Below are 24106 nucleotides of genomic sequence, written 5' to 3' on the forward strand. Positions count from 1 at the left end.
CTTCCTCACCTTTCTGCTTTCAATTCCAAGATTGTATCGCGCAGTTCTGCAGCACGTTCAAAGTCGAGCGCTTTTGCAGAGTCTTTCATTTCTTTTTCAAGCGATGCGAGTAATGTAGCCTTTTCTTCTTTCGTGAGTTTCTTACCTTCTGTTACTTTATCGACAAAGGACAGAGATTCATCGGCTGCTTGTGTTGCGCGAATGACATCACGAATTCCTTTTTGAATGGTTTTAGGCGTGATATTGTGTTCTTCGTTATACGCCATCTGAATTTCACGGCGGCGCTGGGTCTCATCAATGGCTTTGTTCATAGAGTCTGTATATCGATCCGCATACATAATAACCCGGCCTTCAGAGTTACGTGCAGCACGGCCAATCGTCTGAATCAATGCACGTTCCGACCGCAGGAATCCTTCTTTGTCCGCGTCGAGTATGGTGACTAGTGATACTTCAGGTATATCCAAACCTTCCCGCAACAAGTTAATGCCGACTAAGACGTCATACGTGCCGAGTCTAAGTTCACGAATGATTTCGATACGTTCCAGGGTCTTAATTTCAGAGTGCAGGTAGTTCACTTTCACTCCTGCTTCTTTCAAATAATCGGTTAAGTCTTCCGACATTTTTTTAGTAAGCGTCGTTACGAGCACTCGCTCATTTCTTTGTGCACGGATGTTGATTTCATCCAGAAGATCATCGATTTGACCTTCAATAGGACGAACTTCAATGATTGGATCGAGCAGGCCTGTCGGACGAATGATTTGTTCCACCATTTTAGGCGTATGCTCAATTTCGTAAGGCCCGGGAGTAGCGGATACGTAAATTGCTTGGTTCACATGCTCTTCAAATTCTTCAAACATGAGCGGACGGTTGTCCAATGCGGATGGCAGACGGAATCCGTGCTCAACCAGCACTTTCTTTCTCGCTTGGTCGCCGTTATACATCCCTCTTATTTGCGGAAGTGTTACATGGCTTTCATCGGCAACAATTAAGAAGTCATCCGGGAAATAATCGATTAACGTATAAGGTGTTTCTCCCGCTTCACGTAATGACAGATGACGGGAATAGTTTTCGATTCCTGAACAGAAACCCATTTCACGCATCATTTCCAAATCATAACGGGTACGTTGTTCCAACCGTTGAGCTTCCAATAGTTTGTCGTTGTCCCGCATAATTTTAAGTTGTTCTTCCAACTCGATTTCGATACGTTCAATCGCTTTCACCATCTTTGCTTCTCCAGTAACGAAGTGGGAATTCGGGAAGATGGCAACGTGATCCCGTTCACCAAGCACTTCACCTGTCAGCGCATCCACTTCTCGTAAACGATCAATCTCATCCCCGAAAAACTCAATTCTGATACAGCGCTCGTCTTGAGACGCTGGGAAAATTTCCACTACGTCCCCCCGCACACGAAACGTTCCGCGAGTAAAACTAACATCATTGCGTTCATACAGATTGTCCACAAACATTCGCAACAACTGATTACGATCGATTTCAAGACCCGGTCTGAGTGAAATCATATGTGCTCCATATTCTTCTGGAGAACCGAGACCGTAAATGCATGAGACCGATGCGACGATCAGCACGTCATTCCTTTCAAATAATGCTGCTGTTGCTGAGTGACGCAGCTTATCGATTTCGTCATTTATGCTTGAATCCTTTTCAATATACGTATCTGTCTGCGGGACGTACGCTTCCGGCTGGTAGTAATCGTAGAAACTGACAAAGTATTCAACTGCGTTGTTAGGAAAGAATTCTTTAAATTCACTATATAGTTGCCCTGCAAGAGTTTTGTTGTGCGCTATAACTAATGTAGGTTTATTTATCTCTGTTACGACGTTGGATACTGTAAATGTTTTACCTGTACCTGTTGCACCTAGTAATGTCTGATGCTTTTCACCATTCTTTATGCCTGCCGTTAATTCTTTTATGGCGGCTGGCTGATCTCCTTGTGGAGTATATGGGGCTTGCAGGTCAAATTTCTCTGTCACTAATCGTCACTCCCTAGTATTCCTCTACTATCTATTTTATCACATTCCCTTTCTAACCCAAAGCAAAAAGCGAACGTACGTTTTTTTGAAGAAAAATAAAAAGCCGTACGCCATTGCGTACGACTTCGAATCAATCTTTTTCGTCCAACTTCAGAAGAGAGTCGGTAAGTTCAATAAATTTAGGTTTGTCTCGACGTTCCAATGCTTCATCAATCTGAATTAGCAATCGCTCTCGAGTTTGTTCACGATGTATGTGCTTCAAGAACAAATCGATGTAGATGTCATTCAACATTTTTTCCGCGTGCATTGATGAACTATTTTTTCCCACAGCCTTTAGAAACTCAGCATATGAATAATTATTCTCCATCTCGCTCACCTCGGAACCCTTTTTATTATTGTATCGAACTCTCTATATAAATTGCAAGCACTTTTTAGAATATTCCTACTCCTGTGTCTCTTTATTTGTTAGTCGGATTGTGGCTTCTGAAATAATGAGAACCACTGCCCCCATAATGAGCGGTGTTATCGAAAGTCCATGAATCACAAACGCCGCAATAATTACGCCAGCCACTTGTATCCATTGCACTCGTTCAGTTAAACGGAAGATTTGTTTATCCCTAGTTTGTTCAGTGTTTGGATAGAGCATATCCATGCGGAATTCGTCACCGCCCCGCAGGCTTTGCAAAGTCTGAATAGCTGATGCGAACGCCAACGCGCCTGTAAAGATGAATGCCACAATTGGAAATGGAATGAACAGCACGCCAATAATAGACAGCACCGTGAGTCGAAGCCACAGCCAAAACGATTCGTCTGTACGAATGAACGTCCTTCTGAGTAAGAAAGATTGTGCATCCGTGCGCTCGACATTTGAGTCCGGCATGAAGATACCAAGCCAAGATCGTTTGCTGACGGATCCTTTTAAGTGCGGGACTTCTGTAAAGTAATTTGCAAATCGATAAAATCCCATCATTCGATTTTGTTCCAATTCAATGAAATGGTTATATGGGAAAGGTTTTAATAACGCTTTCTTCTTCCAAGACAGGCTATAAACTACATAGACTAGTACAATGGCAGCAAATAACAGCCAAATTCCTGAAAGTGCTCCGTAAAAGAGCAGCGTGCTCAAAACGAATCGCAGCATGCGGTCTTGCCAAACTCCTTGTCCTTCATTTGCTTTACGGTAATGAAATTCAGAATGTACATTCGTCCACTCTACAACTAGCAAGAGTATGAATACGAATACATATAAAGGTTTAGCACCAATGGCATAGGCGCTAAGAAGCGGAAGTGCAACAATGAACAAAATAACTGGTAAAGGAAGCTTCGAGAAGAATGTCCAATTCAACGCTCGTTTCGTGTACGTCGGCAATTCCTTCTCTAGTGGCAGTAAATAGACGGCGTCCGCTGGTTTCAGTAATGTAACAGGCGTCGCAAGAACTGTTGCTCCTGCGAGAAGTACTGAGACAAGCCAGGCCGCTGGTAGTTCTGCAGGCACGTCTTTCAGCCATTCGCTATAGGCATAGCCTGCTGCACCAATAGAAAAAAGCAAAACAATCGCCAAGTGTCCTGTGAACACATATTGCAAATACCTTTGCAGCTCCATGATATATTTACCGAAACGATTCCCCCATACATCACGTAAGCTGTTCATAATCTGCTTCCTCTGTCATCGCAATGTATAAGTCATCGAGCGATGCTTCAGGTCGCCCAAACGCTTTTCGTAAATCATCCATCGTTCCATGTGCCCGTACGTATCCTTCATGCAATAAAATAATTCGATCACAATGCTTTTCTGCAGTGGATAACACGTGCGTAGACATAAGAACAGCCGCCCCATTTTCTGTCCGCTCCGTCAATTGAGCAAGAAGAGAACGTATTCCTATCGGATCGAGTCCGACGAACGGTTCATCGATAATGTAAAGTGCCGGTTCTGCTAGAAACGCACACATAATCATCACTTTCTGTCTCATTCCTTTGGAGAAGTGGGACGGATACCATTTTAATCGTTTTTCCATACGGAATTCTTTCAAAAGGGATGCTGATCTTGCTTCAAATACATCTTGAGGAATGCCATACGCCATTGCAGTGAGCTCCAAATGCTCCCGTAACGTCAGCTCTTCATACAAAATTGGTGTTTCAGGAATGTAACTGAATGCTTTTCGATACATTTCCGCATTCTCTTCAAACGTTACGCCGTTTATTTCGATAGCGCCGCCCTGGGGATTCATTAACCCGATAATGTGTTTAATCGTTGTACTTTTACCGGCTCCATTTAGTCCGATCAGCCCGACTAATTCACCTTCTTGAATGTTAAATGATACGTCATGCAGGACGGGTTTACGTGTATAACCGCCTGTCACGTCTTTCAAGTCAAGTATTGCCATGCGTCTTCCTCCATTCTTCTTATAGTTTACCAAATCTGAAACAACAATGCCTTGTCCAGCTCATGCCGATTATCTGAAAATATGCTACACTAATGACATTCATGAAAGGAAGTGTACAAATGACCTCATGTATTTTTTGTAAAATCGCAGCTGGGGAGCTCCCCGGAGAAATTTTGTATGAAGATGAGCACGTAATTGCTTTCATGGACATAATGCCTGTCACGAAAGGGCATGTCCTCCTGATCCCTAAAACTCATAGGGAAAATGTATATGACTTAACATCTGCAGAGGCTTCGCATTTATTCGCAGTGGCACCCAGCATTGCAAATGCGATAAAGGATGCATTTAAACCTGCAGGGATGAACCTCGTGCAAAACAACGGAGCGGCCGCAGGTCAAGCTGTGTTCCACTTCCATCTGCACTTTGTTCCAAGATATGATGAAACAGACGGTTATCGTCCGACTTGGGACCAGAAAACAGATGAGTTTCCTGCTGAACGAATTCAAGAACTTGCAGGAGACATTAAAAAGAATCTCCAAACTCGCGTGTAAAACCACTAGTTTACTTTGCTTTTAAGTTTTAACTAGTCAAGACAAGGAAATGATACCAAATAGAAGGAGTGAACTATAATGAAAACCTCTACTTTTATAGCAGGACTTGCAGTTGGATCAGTCGCTGCTGCAGTGACTGTTCTCTATTCAACTCCACAATCGGGAAGTGATATGCGGTCTACAGTTGCTACGGCTTCAGCCGATTTAAAAGCTAAACTTAAAGATGTAAAAGGCAGAGTCGATGAGCTGAAAGATTCAGTGACAGACTTCGCTAACGAAAATGTTCCAAGTACAATTGAAGGCGTAAAAGATTCACTTGGCGGATGGCGAACTGCTGATCCAGGATCACGGAACCGTCTCGAAAATGAGATTCAGGAAATCCAGAATGCGATTGAAGAATTAGAGCGTTCTGTTGCTGCTCAGCATAGCCATTAATATCCAAAGCATCCTCCAAAGTGGGGATGCTTTTTTATTTGTATCGGATATCCAAAGGAATTGAATTATTTTTCAATTCCAACTTTTTTATTTGTTGCTTTCCTGCTATAATGAACCCATGTATAAAATTTAGGAAGTAGGTGCTAGCATGTCCGAACAAGAATACTCGATTAAAGAGGCTATGATTTACACTCAGCGTCTTGCCCAGATGTCAAAAGCGTTATGGAAAGCTGTCGAAAAAGATTGGCAGCAGTGGATAAAACCTTATGACTTGAATATTAACGAACACCATATACTTTGGATTGCTTATCATCTACAAGGTGCCACAATCTCCGATATTGCAAAATTCGGTGTTATGCATGTCTCGACAGCATTCAACTTCTCTAAAAAGTTAGAGCAGCGTGGGTACTTAAAGTTCTTCAAAAAAGATGATGATCGTCGTAATACATATGTGCTCGTTACAGATGAAGGTGAAGAATTACTAAAGGAAATGACAGAAAACTATTTTGTTTCACATCATACAATTCTTGACGGTTCGCTCCCAATTAAAAATATCTACGGTAAATTCCCAGAGTTTCTAGAAGTAATGTCCGTCATTCGGAATGTTTACGGTGAAGACTTTATGGAAATTTTCGAACGCGGTTTTGACAGCCTTGGCGAGACGTTCAACGAAAGTGACGGCAGAATCACGACGACTCCTCCCGAGTTAAAGCTTGCATCCGGAGAGGATAAATAATTCCCAAATCTCCATTGAGTCTGCTATGATGAATAGAGATGTCCAAAGGGGGTATGTACGTGATTTTGATAATAACCGTTCTCTTTTCATTATTCTACTTGTTCCAAATCAATAAAATGACGTTCGCGCTCTGCGAATCACGAGAAATTCCAGAAGAAAAGCAAAATAAAATATATGCAACTGTAAATGTATTAATTACTATTTTGATGTTGTCACTTTACGTTGAAGTTTTCATGAAAGTGTAAAATAGAAAAGTCCATCCCGAATAGTTCGGGATGGACTTTTTTTCATTTTTTAGTACAGGTAAGCCGCGCCTACAATGATCAACAGAATGAACAGGACAACCAACAAAGCAAATCCAGATCCTGCTCCAGTACCTCCAGCATATCCACTCATTGAAGCACCCCCTCTCTTCTTTAGTATCTTATGCGACTTCCTTTTCAAGTGTTAGGCGAATGTCGTGGGAACTTTTTTGTGCTCCATTCGTTTGTATGGTATAGTGTCACTTGTTAATTACATTTACAGAGGAGTATCTAAACTATGAAAAAAACAGTACTATCGTTCACATTGGCAGCATCTGTTCTAGCTCTATCCGCGTGTTCTGGGAATGCTTCCGATGACGAAGCAATCGTTACATCTAAAGATGGAGATATAACAAAAAGTGAGTTCTACCAAGAGATGAAAGATTCTGTTGGGGAGCAAGCACTACAAATGATGGTGATTGAAAAGGTCCTCGAATCAAAGTATGATGTATCTGATAAAGATGTGCAGGCTGAGTACGATGATGTTGAAAAGCAACTCGGCGATAACTTCGATCAATACCTTGCACAGCAAGGTCAAACAAAAGATGGATTCAAAAAAGCAATCAAATTGAATAAACTTCAAGAAGCAGCACTTACAGACGGAATTGAAGTAAGCGATGACGAATTAAACAAATATCTTGAAGAGAAAAGCACTGAAGTAAAAGCTAGCCACATCTTGGTGGCTGATGAAGAAACAGCTAAAGAAGTGAAGAAGAAAGCAGACGCTGGCGATGATTTCGCGAAGCTTGCAAAAGAATACTCTACTGAAGACGGCGCTGACGAGTCAGGCGGAGAGCTTGGATGGTTCGGCGAAGGTAAAATGGTTGCAGAATTCTGGGATGCAGCTAAAGGAATGGAAAAAGGCGATATTAGCGAACCAGTTCAGTCTGAGTTCGGTTACCATATCATCAAAGTAGAAGACAAGCGTAAAACAGACGACAAAGAACCATCAAAAGCTGAAAAAGCAAAAGCTAAAGATGAGTTGAAACTCGCGAAAGCGGACACGAATACAATCGTTGAAAAAGTAGCGAAGCTTATGAAAGACGCAGACGTTAAAGTAAAAGACAAAGACTTGAAATCTGCATTGGATATGTTCAACCAACCTAATCCAGAAGCTACAGAAGACGGCGCTGAAGCAGATGTAGAAGGCGAAGAAAAGTAAATTTGTGAGAATAGCCACATGAGCCATCAGAGTGTTGATGGCCATGTGGCTTTTTTTGTGTTGTTAGTGTGTTTATATTCATTGTGATACTGGGGGTGTATTTGCTTTTTTAGTTTTCATGAGTATTTCTTGTTTGTTATGAGCTCTTTCCGCGATTTATGAGCGCTTTTCCAAGTTTATGAGCATTTTCCGCGATTTATGAGCACTTCCACAGGTTTATGAGCACTTTTCCAGTTTTATGAGCACTTCCACAGGTTTATGAGCACTATTCACGATTTATGAGCACTTTCCCCGATTTATGAGCGCTTTTCCAGGTTTATGAGCACTTTCCCTGATTTATGAGCGCTTTTCCAGGTTTATGAGCACTTCCCCTGTTTTATGAGCACATTCCGCAACTTACAATCACTCCCCCCAGTTTTCACGATAACAGAGGTATTTTTACACCCCCATCCCCTTTCCACCCATCACAAAAGGAGCTTCCGCGGAAGCTCCTTTTGTAATTCATTCTTCAAATGCAGGCTTATAAAATGAGCGGTTCTCTAGTGGGAAGATCCGTTCAGAGAACGTTCCTGGCTCTGTTTTACTCATTGCCCGATTCAGCATGTTCATCTTGGCATCGATATTGTCGATGTAGTGAAGCATTTCAGCTTCCGGAAGCATCGGACGTTTAGGGCTGCCCCACTCTTCTTTACCATGATGTGAAAGCACCATATGCTGAAGGAGCATTACTTCTTCGCCTGTCACTTCCAGTTCATCCGCCGCTTTAGAAATTTCTGTTACCATGATGCTAATGTGGCCGAGTAAATTTCCTTCTACCGTGTAATGAGCTGCGACCGGACCGGAAAGTTCGATCACTTTTCCGATATCATGTAAAATCACACCTGAATACAATAAGTCTTTGTTCAATGTCGGATACAAATCCGCCACCGCTTTAGATAGCTTCAACATCGATACTACGTGATCGAGCAATCCAGAGACATAGTCGTGATGATTTCTCGTCGCTGCCGGATACATCATGAAGGCTTCCTGGTGCTTTTTGATCAAATGACGAGTAATTCGTTGAATTTGAGGGTTCTTCATTTCGAAGAAGAACTCCATTAACTCATCCATTAAGTCCTCTTTACTCTTTTCAGCCGATGGTACGAGATCGGACATCGTGATGCCCTCGTCTGCTTTAGCTGGACGAATGCTCTTAATGCGGAGCTGGTTCTTCCCGCGATACTCATGGACTTCCCCGCCAACCCGTACGATGGACGCAGCAGCGTACAAGCGCTCTTGTTCTTCTCCTGTATCCCAAAGCTTTGCTTCCAGGTCTCCGCTCTTATCTTGTAAGACGAGTGACATGAAAGGGCTGCCTTGCTGAGTCACTCCTTTATTGGATTGTTTGATGAACAAAAATAAATCTACGGGTTCTCCTACTTTGTGGTCTAATAGTTTTTTCATAATGCAACTCCTTCTGGTGATTTTCCAACGTTTGAAACGTTGAGCACTTTAGCTTCTGGCCAATGAGAACTGAGCGTTTCATGGCACGTAAATACGATAATTTGATGATTCTTCGCTAATTTAGAGATGAGTTCTGTCATCTGAGACAAGCGACCTGCATCGAAATGGACAAAAGGATCATCCATAATGATTGGAAATGGTGCTTGTTCCAAGAGTTCTCCAGCTAGTGATAAACGAAGTGCGACATACGCCTGTTCCTTCGTCGCTTGGCTTAACTCGGCTATCGCAAACCGCTGTCCATCTTTATGCAGCGCGTGAAAGTGACCATCTGATTGTATAGATAGTGAATCGTACTGACCAGTTGTCAGCTGCTGGAAAATAACATTTGCCCGCTCTAGGACAGCTGGCAGCTTTTTGTCTTTCAAGTCCGCCATCGTTTGTCTGATTGCTTCAGCCGCTGCTTGACGGCTCGACCATTCAAAAGCTATTTCATTGAATTCTGCCTTCTTATTTTCATATAACTGAGACGTTAACAGATGCGCATCATCCGTTAACAAGGCATCTGTTCTATGGAGGAGCGAGGCACGTTCGTCAGTTAAGTCCGTCACCTTCTGTTCCACATCACGGCGTTGAGACTCCACTTGAGAAAGCAAATGGTGCAGCTGTTCTTCATCGCCCGCCAATCCTTCTGCGTCTTGAAATGTATTCAATTGCTCATTCAATCCGTTTAAGTTCAACTGCATGGATTGGAGTTGTTGATAGCGATCATGAGCTTCATAGAAAGATTGTTTGTCGTCAGCTCCAGCCAATGCGAATAATTGCTGTTCCTGTTCTTGAAAGGAGTGAAGTTCGAGTGTCTTTTCTTGGATAATGCGCGTGAGTTCCTTCATCCGCTCTTTACCTGCATTATCTGCTAACATCGCTTCACGTAACATTCGGGCTTCCTGCCTGATTAAAGTATACAGGTCCGATTCAGGAACATCACGCCCGAGCACTGATTTTGCTTGGGATAAATGCTGTTCGATTTTTTCATATACCTGTTTTAACTCTTCACCACGCTGGATTAAAAGACGTTCGGTATTTTGCACATTACGAATCATCCTGAAAAGTTCCGCAATGATTTCTACGTTTGCTGAAACGGTGAGTCCGCCAGATTGAAGCGCTTCAAGGAGTTCCTTATGAGCACTTTCTTTTTGAGTCAGAATACCTTTTAAATCCTCTTGTAACGACTCGCGATCCAGTGCCTGCTCTTCGGCAATTAACTTCAAACGTTTTTTCTTTTGGGTATATTCCTCAGTCTTTCTGCAAACTTCTTCAAACAATTCTTCTTTTCCTTCATACGCTTTCAAAAGAGCCTTCATTTCATTCATCTGTTCATCTGTTTGCGATGGCACTTGTGCTTTTTGTAAAATTCCATAACCACCCACCGCAGCAAGAACTATTCCTATGATGACCAGCGCCCATTGTTGCTGCACCACACCATATGCAGATAGCAGAAGCGCAATGACGAGCAACATCCAAATCATTGTTTTAGAATTCTGCGGCTGCTCTCTCTTCCCGAAAGAAACGTAAGCTTTCGCTTCGGCAAGACGGGATCGTACCGATGGCCATTTCAAAGCTTGAGCTTGTTCATCTGGTGTGGGGGCTTGTTCTTCAAGTCTGTTCAGCTGTTGCACTGTCCGTTGTTCCAATTCAAGGGAACGTTGCAATTCATTTTGATAAGAATCTGCATTTCGTTCGATTTGTTGAACTTGAGATGCCAATTTATGGAGGAATTGCTCATTCGAGACGGAACCGTCCACTGCTAGAATTGTTTCTTTCATAGAAGATTCCGTAGCGCCAAGGCGGCCCAGAAGATCATGTTGTTCGGTCTTGAGCCGTGCAATGTCAGCTTTTGCACTTACCACCTGCTGCTGCAGCACTTGCCAATCTGATTCTTTCACTAGCATCGCTTCTACTGCATCACTTTGCTCTTGCTGTGATTTGCTTTCCAGCTGATCCCGAATTTCGTTCAGTTGGTAAGTCGAGCGTGAAATAACAGCTTCTGCTTCGTGCTTTTTAGCTTCCAGCATTTCCTGTTCACGAATTCCATTTGGAGGAAATGTTGTATTATCAAGCTCATCAATCTGTGCTGCCAACTTATTCCGATTTGCTTCAATTGGGAGCCGCAGCTGAGCATTCTTCAGTTTGTCCGATCCTTTTTGAAGTTCTTGCAATTCTCGTCGATTCTCACGTAACAATTGTTCGACTTGCTCCAGCCGTTTCACCGCAGGCTCGTATTCATCGACTTTTGCCCGTTGTACTTTTAATGTATCTTCTAATTCGCGCAGTTCTTTTAATAAAACATTCATTTGCGGATTCTTACCCGACTTCTTGAACAGTTCCGCTTTTTCCTTCTCGAGCTGTTTTTCTAACTGCATCAGCAAATCGATTCCCGTTGTTCCTGAAGATAACAGCGTACGGCTTAGTTCGTCCGCATCCATTTGTTCCAGCCCCTGCAGCTGAAAAAGTGAAAAAGAAAAGACGGATTCAAATGCGGTACGATCATATTGACGTAAAATTTCACTTAGCTCTTCCTGTCCGCCGACTGTTCCATCTGAAAAACGCACGGTAACGTCTCCAGCGGATTTACCACGGATCCGTTCAACTTCCACGACACCCGAGCGTTCGTCCGAAAGAATAACTTTCCCGCCATAATGAGATCCGGATTTAGGTTCATATCGAAGCTGCTGATTATTTTTCGGAGGAAACCCAAATAATACTTGTAATATAAATTGATAAATTGTTGTCTTCCCTGCTTCATTCTTTCCATAAAAGACGGTAATTCCGTCTACTAGCTCGATTGTTACATTGCTATGGCGTCCAAAACCATAGATTACCAGGCGTTCAATCTTCAAAGTCTATCACTCCCTATACTCATTTTGAGAGCTCATTTGAAATTAGCTTGCCAGCCTCTTCTATTAAATCTTCTTTCATTCCTTGATTTATTGGCGATAAATAGGGTGCGGACCGTGCATGTTGGTAGACATCTTTTAATACATGTTTCCATTCATTGAGTTCCCAGTGTACCATCTGTTCTTTTACAGAACGAACGAGCGGCGAGTCTGGCAGCTGCACACTTTCAGAAGTATTTTCAAATGTCAGCTCAGCGAACCAGACGTCTTTTTCTGCTGATTCCCTGAGAATTTCCAACCATTCACGGGACGTTGAACTCGCAAACATTTGAACGGCCTCTTCGCTGATATTCACATTGTGAACGCTAAGTATACAGGCGCCTATTTGTTCAATACGATCACTCACCAACTCAAGACACACAGCGAGCCATTCGTTTGCATGGGTAAGTTTGGAGCAATCCACTTCGATTTCATCGAACACAAGGACAGACGTGGGGACGAATTTAAAAGCGGCATGGGTCTCCTCAAGTTCCACTTCGTAAATACCTTTGACACCTTGTTCGTTACGATGACGTCCTTGGATATTTCCCGGATAGACAACAGGCGGTTCACTTAGGATTGTCTGACGTTTGTGTATATGACCAAGCGCCCAATAATGGTAGCCTTTTCCCACAAGCGCTTCTTTCGTGAAGGGTGCGTATACCGCATGCGTTTCTTCTCCCATCAAACTGCCATGCAGCATTCCAATATCGAGTGTCCCTTGTTCTCGCTGTATAATTGGATAGTGCTCAATCATTGGTTTCCGGACATGTCTCTCAGGATAGCTGAATCCATGTATTCGAACGAGATGCTCACGGATTTTAAGTTCAACCGTCTCGACGAAAGGGCCGAACACAGTCACATTGTCCGGCAGTTCGAATCGCGTCCATTTGCCTGCGAGGTGGTCATGGTTGCCATGTGATATGAAAACAGGTATCCCCGCTTGTTTCAATCGCTCAAGACCTTTTACAAAGCGCATTTGAGCCCGTAAACTCCTGTCTTCTCCGTCGTAAATATCCCCGGCAATCAAAATGAAGTCAGGCAGCGATGTTTCTGCATATTGAATCACGTTTTCATAGGCCGCAAATGTACTTTCTCGTAGCTCAGCCAGGCGATCCGCTGGCATTTCCGTCATTCCTTTAAAAGGACTGTCTAAATGCAGATCAGCAGTATGTATAAATCGGATCATTAAACGCTGCACCTCCACAAAACGAATATTTGTTCTAATTTTACCATATTTCCAGCTGTTGCGCGATATCATTACAAGCGTTCAACCCATGAAAATAGCAGAGGCGATAGTTGCACCTCTGCTGAAATCCCATCTTATTCTTTTCCTAATTGAATTGCTTTTTTAATATCTTTTAACGAACGGGACGGTCCGTACATAAGGACTCCTCCACGGTAAACGCGAGCCCCGAACCAGCCAAGTACAAAAATCGTAACAAGCATGATTGCGATAGCGAGGAGCGGCTCCCACAGCGGTAAATCGAGCATTCCTACACGTAAAAACATAACGAGAGGTGTAAAGAACGGGAAGAACGATGCGTATTTCAAATAGGTCAGCTCAGGATTGCCAAGTCCTGAAGCAGCTAATATGAAAGCTGCTACAATGAGAAGTGTCATCGGCATAATCATCTGCTGGACGTCTTCTGTACGGCTTACGAGAGAACCGAGAAGCGCTGCGAGTGTCGCATACAAGAAATAACCGAGTAAGAAGAACACGACCGCATATACCAGAGTGATAGGGTTGATATCCTTAAAGCTGAAGAAACTTCCCAGCCCTTCAGTCACTTCCGATGCAGATGTTTTAAAGGCTATGAATCCAGTAATTGCATAAATTATAATCTGGACGATACCAAGAGTCCCGATTCCAAGCACTTTGGCAAACATATGCTTGACGGGTGAAACACTCGATATCAAAATTTCCATGACACGTGATGATTTCTCTGTTGCCACTTCTGTTGCAATCATGCTGGAATACAAAATGACGGCAAAGTAAATGACAAACATGAGAATATATACGAGAACTCTTGCCTGATTCAACTCATCTTCTGATTTTGCGGAGGATGAAATATTGTTTTTCTCAAAATTCACTTGTGTAAAGAGTGAATCTACTTGGTCACTTGATAACGATAGTTCATCCGCTTTGATACCTGCCTGCACAGTTTGAAGCGCATTCTTCAATGTATCTGGCAGACTCGTTTCAATACTGCTAAGCGTTGTATAAGTTGCTTGAATCGTATTGCTGTCATCCAATGAAAGCGTCAAGTAAGAGTCGATGTCTTTGTCCTGTACTTGCTTCTCCAACTCGCTTTCGCTCTGGCCCGTACTTTCCAATGTAATATCGGATTCGTTGGCTTGAAGAACTGCAGCAAGCGGATCTTTCAGCTGCCCTGTAGTGTCAACAATCTTCAGCTCAGCTGCTCCGTCATTTCCCAGTCCATCAAAAGTTTCAAGAATACGCGGCAAGTTGGACAGAAGAAACATCCCTGCCATGACAATTACAGTCGTAATGACAAACGATTTCGTTTTCGCCTTCGTTAGAAACGCTTGCTTAAAAATAATCCAAAACTCACGCATGTTCTTTCCCCACCTTTGCAATAAAGATATCTTGAAGTGTAGGTTCTTCGATTTCAAATTGACGCACCGGGCCGGATTTCAGTGCTTCAGCTAGTAACCGTTCTGCTGTTTCTTCCGTTTCGATTTGATAAACGGCACCTTCGACAGTTGGGTTGACAGCTGTTACCCCGCTGATGTCAGTGAGTGAATCTAGCGGATAGTCGGATCGAATGCGCACGTTCAGCTTGCCAAACGATCGTTTAACATCTTTCAACGTTCCACTCACGACTTGCTTCCCATGATCGACGATACTGAACTGTTCACATAACTCTTCAACATGATCCATTCGATGACTGGAGAAGACAATCGTTGCTCCGCTATTACGGATATCCAGAATTGCTTTCTTCAGCATTTCAACGTTTACCGGATCTAATCCCGAGAAGGGTTCATCCAGAATCAGTAATTTGGGTTTGTGTAAAAGGGCTGCGATAACTTGAATCTTTTGCTGATTCCCTTTCGATAGCTCTTCCACTTTTTTGTTTAAATACTGAGGTACTTCGAAACGGTCCAGCCATCCGCCAATTTCTTTTTTAGCATCTGCCCGTTTCATTCCGCGCAATTCAGCCAGAAACAGCAGTTGTTCTTCCACTTTCATTTTCGGATAGAGACCGCGCTCCTCAGGCAAATACCCGATTTGAGGACTAGTTGCATAAGAAATCGGCTTCCCATTCCATGTAATGTGTCCTTCGTTAGGCGTCAGCAATCCAAGAATCATGCGGAACGTTGTTGTCTTCCCTGCTCCATTGGCTCCGAGAAATCCATACATGGTTCCTTTATCTACCGTCAAAGAAAGGTCATCTACCGCAGTAAAGTCTCCAAATCGTTTCGTTACGTGCTCAATTTGTAATGACATAATCTTGCTCCTCTCATCATTCTCTTATTACCTGTTACGAATAGAAAGTGATTTCGTTTCAGTTAATTTATTTAATCTATGCTTGCTCAACACTCGTTATAGTTTCCTATTGTAGATGAACACCGCCAAGAAGTATGTGAGCATTGCTGCTCCGTACAAGCTGGCGAGTAATATCGCTGCTAATTTCCATCCCTCTATAATCAATGCCATTAATGCCATAATGTATGACATTCCGACAAACACGATCCAAGAGACCGTACGTGCTTTAACATGTACTTTTTCATATCGTTCATCGAACAACCGTGCTTTTTTCCCGCGTCTCCACATAACCAGTACGATGATTGAAACGATACCAAAGCCGGTGATGAATCCAGTTCCAGTTGATACCCAATCCATTGAAAGACCCCCTCTCTCATTTCATTCCACTTCGTCCGGTTCAAAAATATCTTCAATGGAACGATTGAACAGCTTTGCGATTTTAAAAGCTAAGATAAGCGAAGGATTATATCTGCCTTTTTCAAGTGAAATGATTGTTTGACGCGATACTTCCAACTTTTCAGACAGCTCACCCTGAGTGAAACCTAACTCCATTCGAATCTCTTTTATCAAGTTCTTCACTTGATGAGTCTCCTCCTTTTCTATCTTCTTTTGCGGAGATATGATGTATCCGTTGGTAAAGGTAACTTTACGTAAAGCCTACTTTACATCACTCCGTATGTCAAGGAACATTTACATTCAGATCTTAATAACGGGTCAATTCAATCGAATAGTATAAGACGTCCAAGTTCCCTAGTTTCCAATTCATTCTTGTCATGAAACGACTGAGGGAAAAGAAGAAAGTAAAAAACAGATAGTGACTCACTACTGAGTCACTATTCATTTGAACCAAAAAACGTGTATACTAATGGAAAAGGATTGGAGTGGGTACGTATGAGAACTTACAAACTAACGGCTTATGAAAAGACTGGAAAGTTATTAGCGGATGAAACGTTCACAGCAGAAACGGACGAGGCGGCAAAAGTAATTGGTCAATCACTTTTGGAGGAACAAAATCTTGTCGAGCAAACCCATCGTCTTGCATCACCTGCAGGTAAATTACTATTATTTCATGTTTGAAGTAATTCCTGAATGAGTGTGCTATTCTGTAGACAATCAGGTAGGAGGCGAATTGAATGAAAATCGCATTAATTGCTCACGACGAAAAGAAAGATGAAATGGTGAATTTTGCAATTGCATATGAATCCATATTCCAAGACTTCACGCTATATGGGACGGGTACAACCGGAAAACGAATTATGGATGAAACCAATCTCCACGTAAATCGGATGAATTCGGGACCTCTTGGCGGGGATCAGCAAATTGGCGCTATGATTGCGACAGGCGAACTCGATCTCATTTTGTTCTTCCGGGATCCGCTGACCGCACAGCCTCATGAACCTGACGTCAGTGCTCTGCTTCGCCTATGCGATGTCTACGGGATTCCGCTAGCAACGAATATTGCCACTGCTGAGTTACTGATTCGTTCTATTGAAAAAGGCTATTTTAAATGGCGGGATACCGCTGACAAATACAAACAAAAGACGCTTGCCCGCTTTGATCGCGGATAAGCGTCTTTTCTTTTACAAATAGAACTGCAGTGCACGCTGCAAAGTACCCAGTGTTTTCGTTTCAGCGTCAAAGTGACTTCCAAGTGAAGCCATTTTACGAACGACATCTGGACGCAGCCCTGTAATCACGGTCTGACATCCCATAAGTTTTGTGCTGTCGATCACTTTAGTTAGATTATCAATCACTTCGTGTTCCATATCCGCGATTCCGGACAAATCCAAGATGAGCGTTTGGATATGTAAACGACTGATTTCATACAACACTTTTTCTTGGATTATGGTAGTCCTTGAGTAATCTAATGATCCAATTAACGGTAAAATACAAGTAGTAGCGGTAATTGGAATGATTGGAACAGATAAGTCTTCAACCAAGTCTTTTTGAGCACTAATCTGTTCATCTTTATAAGAAGAATACCGTAAGAAGAATGCATTCAAAAATAGATCCAATCTTTCATTTATACTTTTTTCTAACTCGAAAAACTCTGGCATTGTAAATGTTTTATCGGCTTCATTAATATACCGTTCGATGAAAGTCCACATAGTACGACGAATTGCAGATACCCATTCCAATTTAAAAGCGAGAGTCAAAGAATGTTTTGCCCATGCAACCCCTTCCTGATTCGCAAATGCGACAAGTTCCTCCCGTTGTGCTTCACTGACGTAGGCGACAAGCTTATGTGCATTTTCAATCAAGTTTATATTTCCGATCCGGAGAATACTTTCTATTTTATCGTTCACATTTACGGCTTCTATGAGTAATTGGCGTTCGAAAGCTTCTTTGTTATCATCGATGAATTGCTTAACACGTGTATCTATTACCTTATTCACAATTGGATCGCTCCTTTTATAGACCTATTCACAGTTAGTTATAACAAACACAATAGTAGTACCCGAAGTTTGTAGTTGCAAAACCTGCTTTTCAAAATTTTTTCAGATTAAAAACTGACATTCATCAAGTTGAGAATGCCAGTTTTGTTCTTTTAGTTTCCTTTGAATACAGGAGGACGTTTTTCCACGAAAGCTCGAATTCCTTCCTGGTGATCCTTTGTGCTGCGCATTGCAACTTGCGCTTCGCTTTCTAGCTGAAGTATGTGTTCAAGTTCCGCTTTGTTGCTTTCATGAAGAATCTTTTTTGTAGCGATCATCGCTGAAATCGGTGAAGCAAATAATGCATTCGCCAGTTGTTTAGCTGAAGCTTCAGCTTGTCCGCTCGGAACTAGTTCGTCAATAAGACCCGCAGCTTTTGCTGTTTTCGCATCGAGGACTTCCCCGCCCCAGATCATTTTCTTCGCGTTAGTAGCACCAATCCGTTCTTTCAGGAAAAAGTGGCCGCCACCGTCAGGAACTAAACCAATACCGATGAAGTTCATCGCAAGTTTGCTATCGTCTTCAGCCACAATTATATCGCAGCCAAGAGCAAGACTGAACCCAAGTCCTGCACAAGCCCCATGGATGGATGCAATGGTGATTTGAGGAAGTAAATAAAGCGCCTTTGAGAGTCGTGTGATATGCTGCATAACCGCTCCCATATCCATAGGTGATTCGGGATCCATCATTTTCTTAATGTCTCCGCCCGCAGAAAATGTCCGCCCTGCCCCTTTGATCAGTACCACTTGAACTCCGCTATCGGCTTTCAATTCTTCAAAGGCATCCGCTAATTCTTCCATCATGACATCATCCATTGCATTCATGGATTCCGGTCTGTTGAATGTAAGTGTTGCCAACCGATCTTCTTTAGTAAGTTCTATCGTTTGAAACATTGTGTTTCCCCCTTATATCGTTAGAAAATCATTGTGAAATGAATGACTATTCATTACCCAATTCGTGATGGAAAGAAAAACTCCTTTATTTTGAAACCGGTTGAGGGAAAATTTCGTTCAATAGGTCTAACTTTTTCTCAATAGACTCCTGATATGACAAAATATACGCAGCAGGATCTTTAGGATTATGGAATTGTGTAATTCTTCCAGACTCAGGATCACGGAATTTACTCGATGCCCCGCAGCCAATACCGATGATTGATTGGACTTCTTCCATTATCATAATGTTGTAGATGCTCTCTTCACCCGGCTTTGAATAGCCCACATTCTCCAGATTGCCAAGTATGTTTTTCTGACGGTATAAATAGTATGGCACATATCCATTATCGGCTGTCCATTGTTCACCGAGTTTCATCATTTGTTCCGCAGTAGGCCTGTCTGCCACTTCATATTTCTTTTTGTTGCGCGTCATTTCAGATGCCCGCTTGAATGACAATGTATGGATCGTTAATGATTCAGGCTGCAGCTTCTCTGTCTCTTTTAATGAATGGGTAAACTCTTCGATTCCTTCATTCGGAAGACCGATGATCAGGTCCATGTTAATGTTGTTCATGCCCATAGAACGCGATAGGTGAAACTTGTCAATTGTCTCTTGAACTGTGTGATGGCGGCCAATTGCTTTTAGTGTTTCGTCTGTATACGATTGCGGGTTCACACTGATTCGGTCAATTCCGAATTTTTTCAGCACATCAATTTTTGCTGGTGTGATGGTATCTGGTCTTCCCGCTTCTACAGTTACTTCACGGACTTCTTTCATGAATGGGAAAGAGTCGACCATCACTTCGTAAAGGGCGTCCATCTCTTCAGCTTCAATGGAAGTTGGCGTTCCTCCCCCGAAATAGATTGTCGTCACTTTTACATTCCGCTGGGTAAGCCACTCACCCAACTGCCGGATTTCCTCATGAAGTCCATCTAAAAACGTTTCCACACGACCGCTTTTCCGATGAATTGCATACGCGGGAAACGTACAATACGCGCATTTAGTCGGACAGAATGGGATACCAATGTAAATACTGACTTCGTCTTGAACTTTATAGAGATCTGGTACAGCCGTCAGCTGGATGTCCGCAATAGTTTCAAGCAGATTCACTTTTCTTGACGATACACGGTGTTTTTCCATTAACAGCTGTTTTACAGCTTCCGCGCTATGTCCTTCTTGACGATACTTATGGTACAACTTTGTCGGACGAATCCCCGTCAAGATGCCCCACTCCTGGTTCATTCCTGTGTATGCTTCTAGAACTTCCAGTAAAACATGTGAGTAAAGCCGCTTCCATTGACGATTTTGATCTTTCTCAGTGCCGCCTTCAAATGCCTCTTGGAATGCAGCATGGTACGTTTTACCCTGTACATCCAGTTCTGCTTTTACTGTCAGGATATCTGCTTCCTGCTGCTCCTGAAAACGGACAGTTAAATCCGCGGATTCCGAACCTTTTATGATTTTTGTTTCTTCAAAGAATAAATTTGCCAAGTGAATGAACATCCGCACCCAATCTTCTTTAAAATCGCCGTGAAGCGCGATGGTTTGCATAGCTAGCCCAACTTTCTCCGGTTCCTACAATTCGCCGGTCGTTTCTGTTATTCAGTATAGCAAACCAACAAAGAAAAAAACCAGCCACTTTGGGCTGGTTTTAGTTTCAGTTCATCGTTTCGTATAGTTCTTGAACAGGTTTCATGAAAATGCGGTTGATTTCTTCAATAACACCGCTCAATTTCATCTCTGCTTCAAGCATTGCCATAATCTTTGGATTTTGTTGAGAAAGTTGAGCTGTTTTTTGTGCATGCTCTAACTCATCCGGCTGGATTTCTTCTCCTGCCATTTGCTTTTCCTGCAACGTCACTTGAATTTCGCGGAAGTTTTTAAACATCTCCAAAGCCTCTGGATCTGCTTTCACGTCTTCAATTGCTTGCTTTACACCTAAAAATTCCTCTGTCGTACGTAATGTCTCTTCTAAGCGATTAATATCGTCATAAATGTTAACTGCCATTCTAAATTACCCCCTAAGTAAGATTTGTAAAGTATACAATGAGTCCTTGAACAATTCCAATCATACCACCCAAAGCGGCTCCAAGAACTGTAATCATCTTAAACTCCCGTTTCGAAATACCAAGCACTAAATCCTCTAATACCGCCACTGGGAACGTATCCACTTGTTCTTTAACGATTTGGTCCAGCTTCAACCGTTTTAAAGAGTGCTCCAATTGTTTTTCAGCCTGCGCAAAAGCAAACTCGACTACTTGAGGTGTTAGATGAGTTGCTGTCCATTCCGCACCTGTTGGCCAATAGTGAACGAGAGGCTGCTCTAAACGGTTTTTAACATCCAATTCCTTCAGTAAGTATGTCCGCAACGAGTTGCCTAGACCGTCCCAGTCGAACCCGCCAGCAAGTTCTTCCATAGGACGCTGTTTTAACTTGTCCCACTCTGTTTGCAGCATCTTTTCAATCAGCTCCGTAGTACCTGGAGCTGCTATAAATTTTTTTGCTTCCCGCTGAACCTTCTCAACGAGTGAATTGGAGTCTCCGAAGAACATTTTCACCATACCGCCGAGTGTTCCTTTTGACTCAAGGAAATCAGTAATCAGCCGTTGGAACATCACTTTTCCTTCGAAAGAATCTACGAACTGATCCCCTTTTGCAAGAACATAGGAAGTTACCGTTGGTATGTGCGCTTCCGCCTGCAACAGCCACTTTTCAGGAACCGTTTCTTCCACAGTTCCTGATAGCATTGCCGCTTTAGCCGCTAAGATCTTTGAGTCAATCAATTCACCCGCACGCCGTTCTACTGTCACGTCTAAATCGGAAACACCCGCAAGCTCAAGCCACTGAGTAAGTGTTCGCTCAGAATGCAGCACTTCTTTTTCTAATCGGCTTTGGATGAACTGCTCCGCTTTTGCAGCCATCTCGGGTGTCAATAAACGCTTACGAAACGTATCTGGTGTTAATAGATAGTTTGTTACCGTGCGGCCGAGCTGCACCGCAAGTTCATCCCGTCTTTTAGGGATAAGTCCCGGAGTAAACGGAACTCGCCAATTTCCGATATATTTTGCCGTGTGCGGCCGAAACAACATCTTGATGGCAAGATGATTCGTAAAGCCTCCAATTACTGCTCCAATCACTGCCATAAATAATAATACCCATAAAAAATCCAATCGCTTCACCTTTTTCTGATCGATTTGTTTTTAAGTATAACAGAAATACAGTCTGCTCCAACTAATTTGGTTATCCATTGCTCTTAATTAAAAGCCATGAAATCATTCAATAAGTCAGGTAGTATGTAAATTAGATTAGACAAATGCAGGGAAAGGATGATTTCATGGAACGAACTGTGCAAGACGCACTTGGAAGAACAGTTACTTACTCCTATCCTCCGAAACGAATTGTGTCACTTTGTCCTGGCATAACAGATACTCTGTTCGCATTAGAACTTCAAGAGGAAATTGTCGGAAGGACACGTTTTTGTATTCATCCAGACCCAGAAGTGAAAGCTGTAAAAGCTGTTGCCGGAACGAAAGATATAAAATTAGAAGCGATTTTAGCACTTCGGCCAGATCTGATTATCGCTGAAAAAGAAGAGAATACTAAAGAAATTGTTGAAACACTTGAACAGCATGTACCGGTATATGTGGCTGAAGTTCAATCGGTTGAAGAAGCGTATACGATGATTCAAAACTTAGGCGATATTACAGATCGTGTACAGCAAAGTGAAAAACTAATTTCATCGATTCAAGACGGATTCAACTCATTACAAGGCATTGCCTCTGGAAGTGCAATGTATGTCATTTGGAAAAAACCCTATATGGCAGCTGGAGATACGACATATATCCATTCTTTACTAGAGAAATTAGGTTTTCAAAACACGGTTTCTGAATTTCCTGGAAGGTATCCACAACTTACGACTCATGACATCCAGCAAGCGAATCCCAACTTAGTACTTTTAGCTTCAGAACCTTATCCTTTTAAAGAGAAGCATATTCCTGAATTTCAAGAGATGCTGCCGAAAGCGAGAATTTTACCAATCGATGGTGAAATGTTTTGGTACGGACCAAGGATGCTTGAAGCCGTGTCCTACTTTAAAAAGCACTTTACTATAGAGTGAAATCGATAAGCTTGCCCTTATTTTAATTAACACATTTTCCCAATACGTGTGATATTTACACATTTGTAGTTTAGTGCTATAGTTGTCCTATCGACAGATCTTTTATCATGGAAAAATTTGTTCCGACAGGGCTTTTAGTAACGAACTTTCCATTCTATGATTAAATGTTGATCCTGAAATCGACAACATTCTGTCTCATTATAAGTTGTATTTCTGATTGGCCTCAGGAATTCATTTCGCATGTCATACATACAAAAACCACCTTCCGCAGTTTATCGAAAGGTGGTTTTTGTCAATTTAAGAAAGTGCATGATAGATCACTGACATTCGAATGGCATGTTCCATCTCGTCGTGCATCGCGATGAATAGCGGGTTGTACGCCTCTTGAATAGGAATCGTCAACAACATTTCTTTATAGGTCTCGATGTCCTCAAGTTCGTCTGCCAATGCTTTTTGAACACATTGCTTCGCATCATAACAAGGGATGGGACGCTTTGGATTAGGCACATACTCGCCCGTCAGCATATAATGGAGCTGTTGAAACATTTCGTAATGACTTTTTTCATCTTCATACGCATGGCGAACGAAGTCTTTCCACATCGGTTCTTTTAACTGATCATGCAAAGACTTATAGAAAAAGTAAGCTTGGTATTCATCTTGAATCGCTTGTTTTAGTTTGGAGACAAACACGTCTTGCCCTCCTATACGGTTTATTTCAACTATATGCAGGGCTTTACTGAATCATGAAAGGGGCAACTTATTATGCTACAACATTTCCGAGTACAACCTATGTTTGAAGGCGGTCAGCTTCCCGGTTGGACGTTTTCTTTCCAACAAGGTGCAGAGCGCTACACAGGAGACTACATGCCGGACGGGACGATTAAGTGGACCACTGCAGCGCCTTCTAATGAAGAAGACGTGAAAAAAATGGTCCATGAGTTAATGACATTCCACGTTTATGAATAATGTTTTCTCTTCTGCACAGTCTAGCTGTATAGACAAACTTTGGAGGGACAACACATGGAGAAAAAGTCACCTGAGCAATTGAGTAAGGAGCAGCAGCAGCTGCAAGTAGAAAACCAGAAAACAGAGAATGTCTTTGAAGACAAAAGCCGCGTGCCCGATGAGCAAAATGCATGGAAAGAAACGCAGCCCAAAAGATAACCCTTCCGCAAA

28 protein-coding genes are annotated in these 24106 nt (G+C 42.4%); 10 read left to right on the plus strand and 18 right to left on the minus strand.

Annotation, left to right across the window (positions count from 1 at the left end):
• Positions 1-5: 5 nt before the first annotated feature.
• From uvrB to QT716_RS13540, 4 genes are all read right to left on the minus strand, one after another.
• Positions 6-1988, minus strand: a complete 1983-nt coding sequence (gene uvrB, locus QT716_RS13525; protein ID WP_317936622.1) for an excinuclease ABC subunit UvrB — start codon at positions 1986-1988, stop codon at positions 6-8.
• A gap of 130 nt (positions 1989-2118) precedes the next feature.
• Positions 2119-2355, minus strand: a complete 237-nt coding sequence (locus QT716_RS13530; RefSeq protein WP_317936623.1) for an IDEAL domain-containing protein — start codon at positions 2353-2355, stop codon at positions 2119-2121.
• Positions 2356-2430: 75 nt separating this feature from the next.
• On the minus strand, positions 2431-3639 hold the full coding sequence (locus tag QT716_RS13535; protein ID WP_317936624.1) for an ABC transporter permease: 1209 nt from the start codon (positions 3637-3639) through the stop codon (positions 2431-2433).
• Positions 3623-4372 carry an ABC transporter ATP-binding protein gene (locus QT716_RS13540; RefSeq protein WP_317936625.1) on the minus strand — a complete coding sequence of 250 codons (750 nt, stop codon included), beginning with the start codon at positions 4370-4372 and terminating at the stop codon, positions 3623-3625. The genes QT716_RS13535 and QT716_RS13540 overlap by 17 nt, the downstream gene beginning before the upstream one ends.
• Before the next feature lie 119 nt (positions 4373-4491).
• On the opposite strand from QT716_RS13540, the gene QT716_RS13545 reads away from it, so the two are divergent.
• From QT716_RS13545 to QT716_RS13560, 4 genes are all read left to right on the plus strand, one after another.
• The gene (locus tag QT716_RS13545; RefSeq protein ID WP_317936627.1) at positions 4492-4923 is read left to right on the plus strand and encodes an HIT family protein; all 432 of its coding nucleotides are present in this window, start codon (positions 4492-4494) and stop codon (positions 4921-4923) included.
• Between the two features lie 78 nt (positions 4924-5001).
• Complete coding sequence (locus QT716_RS13550) at positions 5002-5358, plus strand: YtxH domain-containing protein (protein WP_317936628.1); 357 nt, start codon at positions 5002-5004, stop codon at positions 5356-5358.
• Positions 5359-5506: 148 nt separating this feature from the next.
• Complete coding sequence (locus QT716_RS13555; protein WP_317936629.1) at positions 5507-6094, plus strand: HTH-type transcriptional regulator Hpr; 588 nt, start codon at positions 5507-5509, stop codon at positions 6092-6094.
• Positions 6095-6147: 53 nt separating this feature from the next.
• A complete protein-coding gene (locus tag QT716_RS13560; RefSeq protein ID WP_398293538.1) occupies positions 6148-6339 on the plus strand; it encodes a hypothetical protein in 192 nt (63 codons plus the stop codon).
• A gap of 49 nt (positions 6340-6388) precedes the next feature.
• Here QT716_RS13560 and QT716_RS13565 read toward each other — a convergent pair whose 3' ends face one another.
• Positions 6389-6490 carry a YjcZ family sporulation protein gene (locus QT716_RS13565; RefSeq protein ID WP_082003340.1) on the minus strand — a complete coding sequence of 34 codons (102 nt, stop codon included), beginning with the start codon at positions 6488-6490 and terminating at the stop codon, positions 6389-6391.
• 144 nt (positions 6491-6634) lie between these two features.
• On the opposite strand from QT716_RS13565, the gene QT716_RS13570 reads away from it, so the two are divergent.
• Entirely contained in the window at positions 6635-7558 is a 924-nt protein-coding gene (locus QT716_RS13570; RefSeq protein WP_317936631.1) for a peptidylprolyl isomerase, read from the plus strand.
• 501 nt (positions 7559-8059) lie between these two features.
• On the opposite strand, the gene yhaM is transcribed toward QT716_RS13570, so the two are convergent.
• The 7 genes from yhaM to QT716_RS13605 form a co-directional block, all read right to left on the minus strand.
• Positions 8060-9001: a 3'-5' exoribonuclease YhaM gene (gene yhaM, locus QT716_RS13575; RefSeq protein ID WP_317936632.1), complete on the minus strand. Its 942-nt coding sequence runs from the start codon at positions 8999-9001 to the stop codon at positions 8060-8062.
• The gene (locus tag QT716_RS13580) at positions 8998-11898 is read right to left on the minus strand and encodes an ATP-binding protein (RefSeq protein WP_317936633.1); all 2901 of its coding nucleotides are present in this window, start codon (positions 11896-11898) and stop codon (positions 8998-9000) included. The genes yhaM and QT716_RS13580 overlap by 4 nt, the downstream gene beginning before the upstream one ends.
• 19 nt (positions 11899-11917) lie before the next feature.
• Positions 11918-13123, minus strand: coding sequence for a metallophosphoesterase family protein (locus QT716_RS13585; protein ID WP_317936634.1), 1206 nt, complete (start codon positions 13121-13123; stop codon positions 11918-11920).
• A gap of 134 nt (positions 13124-13257) precedes the next feature.
• On the minus strand, positions 13258-14514 hold the full coding sequence (locus QT716_RS13590; RefSeq protein WP_317936635.1) for an ABC transporter permease: 1257 nt from the start codon (positions 14512-14514) through the stop codon (positions 13258-13260).
• Positions 14507-15406, minus strand: a complete 900-nt coding sequence (locus QT716_RS13595; protein WP_317936636.1) for an ABC transporter ATP-binding protein — start codon at positions 15404-15406, stop codon at positions 14507-14509. Before QT716_RS13595 ends, QT716_RS13590 begins: the two co-directional genes overlap by 8 nt.
• Positions 15407-15502: 96 nt before the next feature.
• Positions 15503-15802, minus strand: a complete 300-nt coding sequence (locus tag QT716_RS13600; protein ID WP_317936637.1) for a DUF3796 domain-containing protein — start codon at positions 15800-15802, stop codon at positions 15503-15505.
• A 21-nt stretch (positions 15803-15823) separates the two neighbouring features.
• Positions 15824-16024: a helix-turn-helix transcriptional regulator gene (locus tag QT716_RS13605; RefSeq protein ID WP_317936638.1), complete on the minus strand. Its 201-nt coding sequence runs from the start codon at positions 16022-16024 to the stop codon at positions 15824-15826.
• Between the two features lie 312 nt (positions 16025-16336).
• Here QT716_RS13605 and QT716_RS13610 point away from each other — a divergent pair, with 312 nt between their 5' ends.
• Positions 16337-16522 (plus strand): YhzD family protein, encoded by a 186-nt coding sequence (locus QT716_RS13610; RefSeq protein WP_317936639.1) that lies wholly within the window; start codon positions 16337-16339, stop codon positions 16520-16522.
• 56 nt (positions 16523-16578) lie between these two features.
• On the plus strand, positions 16579-17013 hold the full coding sequence (gene mgsA, locus QT716_RS13615) for a methylglyoxal synthase (protein WP_317936640.1): 435 nt from the start codon (positions 16579-16581) through the stop codon (positions 17011-17013).
• 12 nt (positions 17014-17025) lie between these two features.
• Here mgsA and QT716_RS13620 read toward each other — a convergent pair whose 3' ends face one another.
• The 5 genes from QT716_RS13620 to QT716_RS13640 all read right to left on the minus strand — a co-directional run bounded on the left by QT716_RS13620 (position 17026) and on the right by QT716_RS13640 (position 21956).
• Positions 17026-17841: an STAS domain-containing protein gene (locus QT716_RS13620; RefSeq protein WP_398293547.1), complete on the minus strand. Its 816-nt coding sequence runs from the start codon at positions 17839-17841 to the stop codon at positions 17026-17028.
• A gap of 152 nt (positions 17842-17993) precedes the next feature.
• Positions 17994-18773: an enoyl-CoA hydratase gene (locus tag QT716_RS13625; RefSeq protein ID WP_317936641.1), complete on the minus strand. Its 780-nt coding sequence runs from the start codon at positions 18771-18773 to the stop codon at positions 17994-17996.
• Between the two features lie 85 nt (positions 18774-18858).
• Positions 18859-20364: a coproporphyrinogen III oxidase gene (locus QT716_RS13630; RefSeq protein ID WP_317936642.1), complete on the minus strand. Its 1506-nt coding sequence runs from the start codon at positions 20362-20364 to the stop codon at positions 18859-18861.
• Positions 20365-20470: 106 nt separating this feature from the next.
• Complete coding sequence (locus QT716_RS13635) at positions 20471-20821, minus strand: YlbF family regulator (protein ID WP_317936643.1); 351 nt, start codon at positions 20819-20821, stop codon at positions 20471-20473.
• A gap of 13 nt (positions 20822-20834) precedes the next feature.
• Entirely contained in the window at positions 20835-21956 is a 1122-nt protein-coding gene (locus QT716_RS13640) for a DUF445 domain-containing protein (RefSeq protein WP_317936644.1), read from the minus strand.
• Positions 21957-22147: 191 nt separating this feature from the next.
• Between QT716_RS13640 and QT716_RS13645 the strand changes: the two genes are divergently transcribed.
• Positions 22148-22930, plus strand: coding sequence for an ABC transporter substrate-binding protein (locus QT716_RS13645; RefSeq protein WP_317936645.1), 783 nt, complete (start codon positions 22148-22150; stop codon positions 22928-22930).
• Between the two features lie 297 nt (positions 22931-23227).
• Here the strand turns inward: QT716_RS13645 and QT716_RS13650 are convergent, their stop codons facing one another.
• Positions 23228-23620, minus strand: coding sequence for a ferritin-like domain-containing protein (locus QT716_RS13650; RefSeq protein ID WP_317936646.1), 393 nt, complete (start codon positions 23618-23620; stop codon positions 23228-23230).
• A 72-nt stretch (positions 23621-23692) separates the two neighbouring features.
• Between QT716_RS13650 and QT716_RS13655 the strand changes: the two genes are divergently transcribed.
• Both QT716_RS13655 and QT716_RS13660 read left to right on the plus strand, forming a co-directional pair.
• A complete protein-coding gene (locus tag QT716_RS13655) occupies positions 23693-23896 on the plus strand; it encodes a YheE family protein (protein WP_317936647.1) in 204 nt (67 codons plus the stop codon).
• A gap of 54 nt (positions 23897-23950) precedes the next feature.
• Positions 23951-24094 (plus strand): hypothetical protein, encoded by a 144-nt coding sequence (locus tag QT716_RS13660; protein WP_317936648.1) that lies wholly within the window; start codon positions 23951-23953, stop codon positions 24092-24094.
• Positions 24095-24106 lie beyond the last annotated feature (12 nt).

The sequence above is a fragment of the Sporosarcina aquimarina genome (assembly GCF_033253705.1).
GTDB lineage: Bacteria > Bacillota > Bacilli > Bacillales_A > Planococcaceae > Sporosarcina > Sporosarcina aquimarina.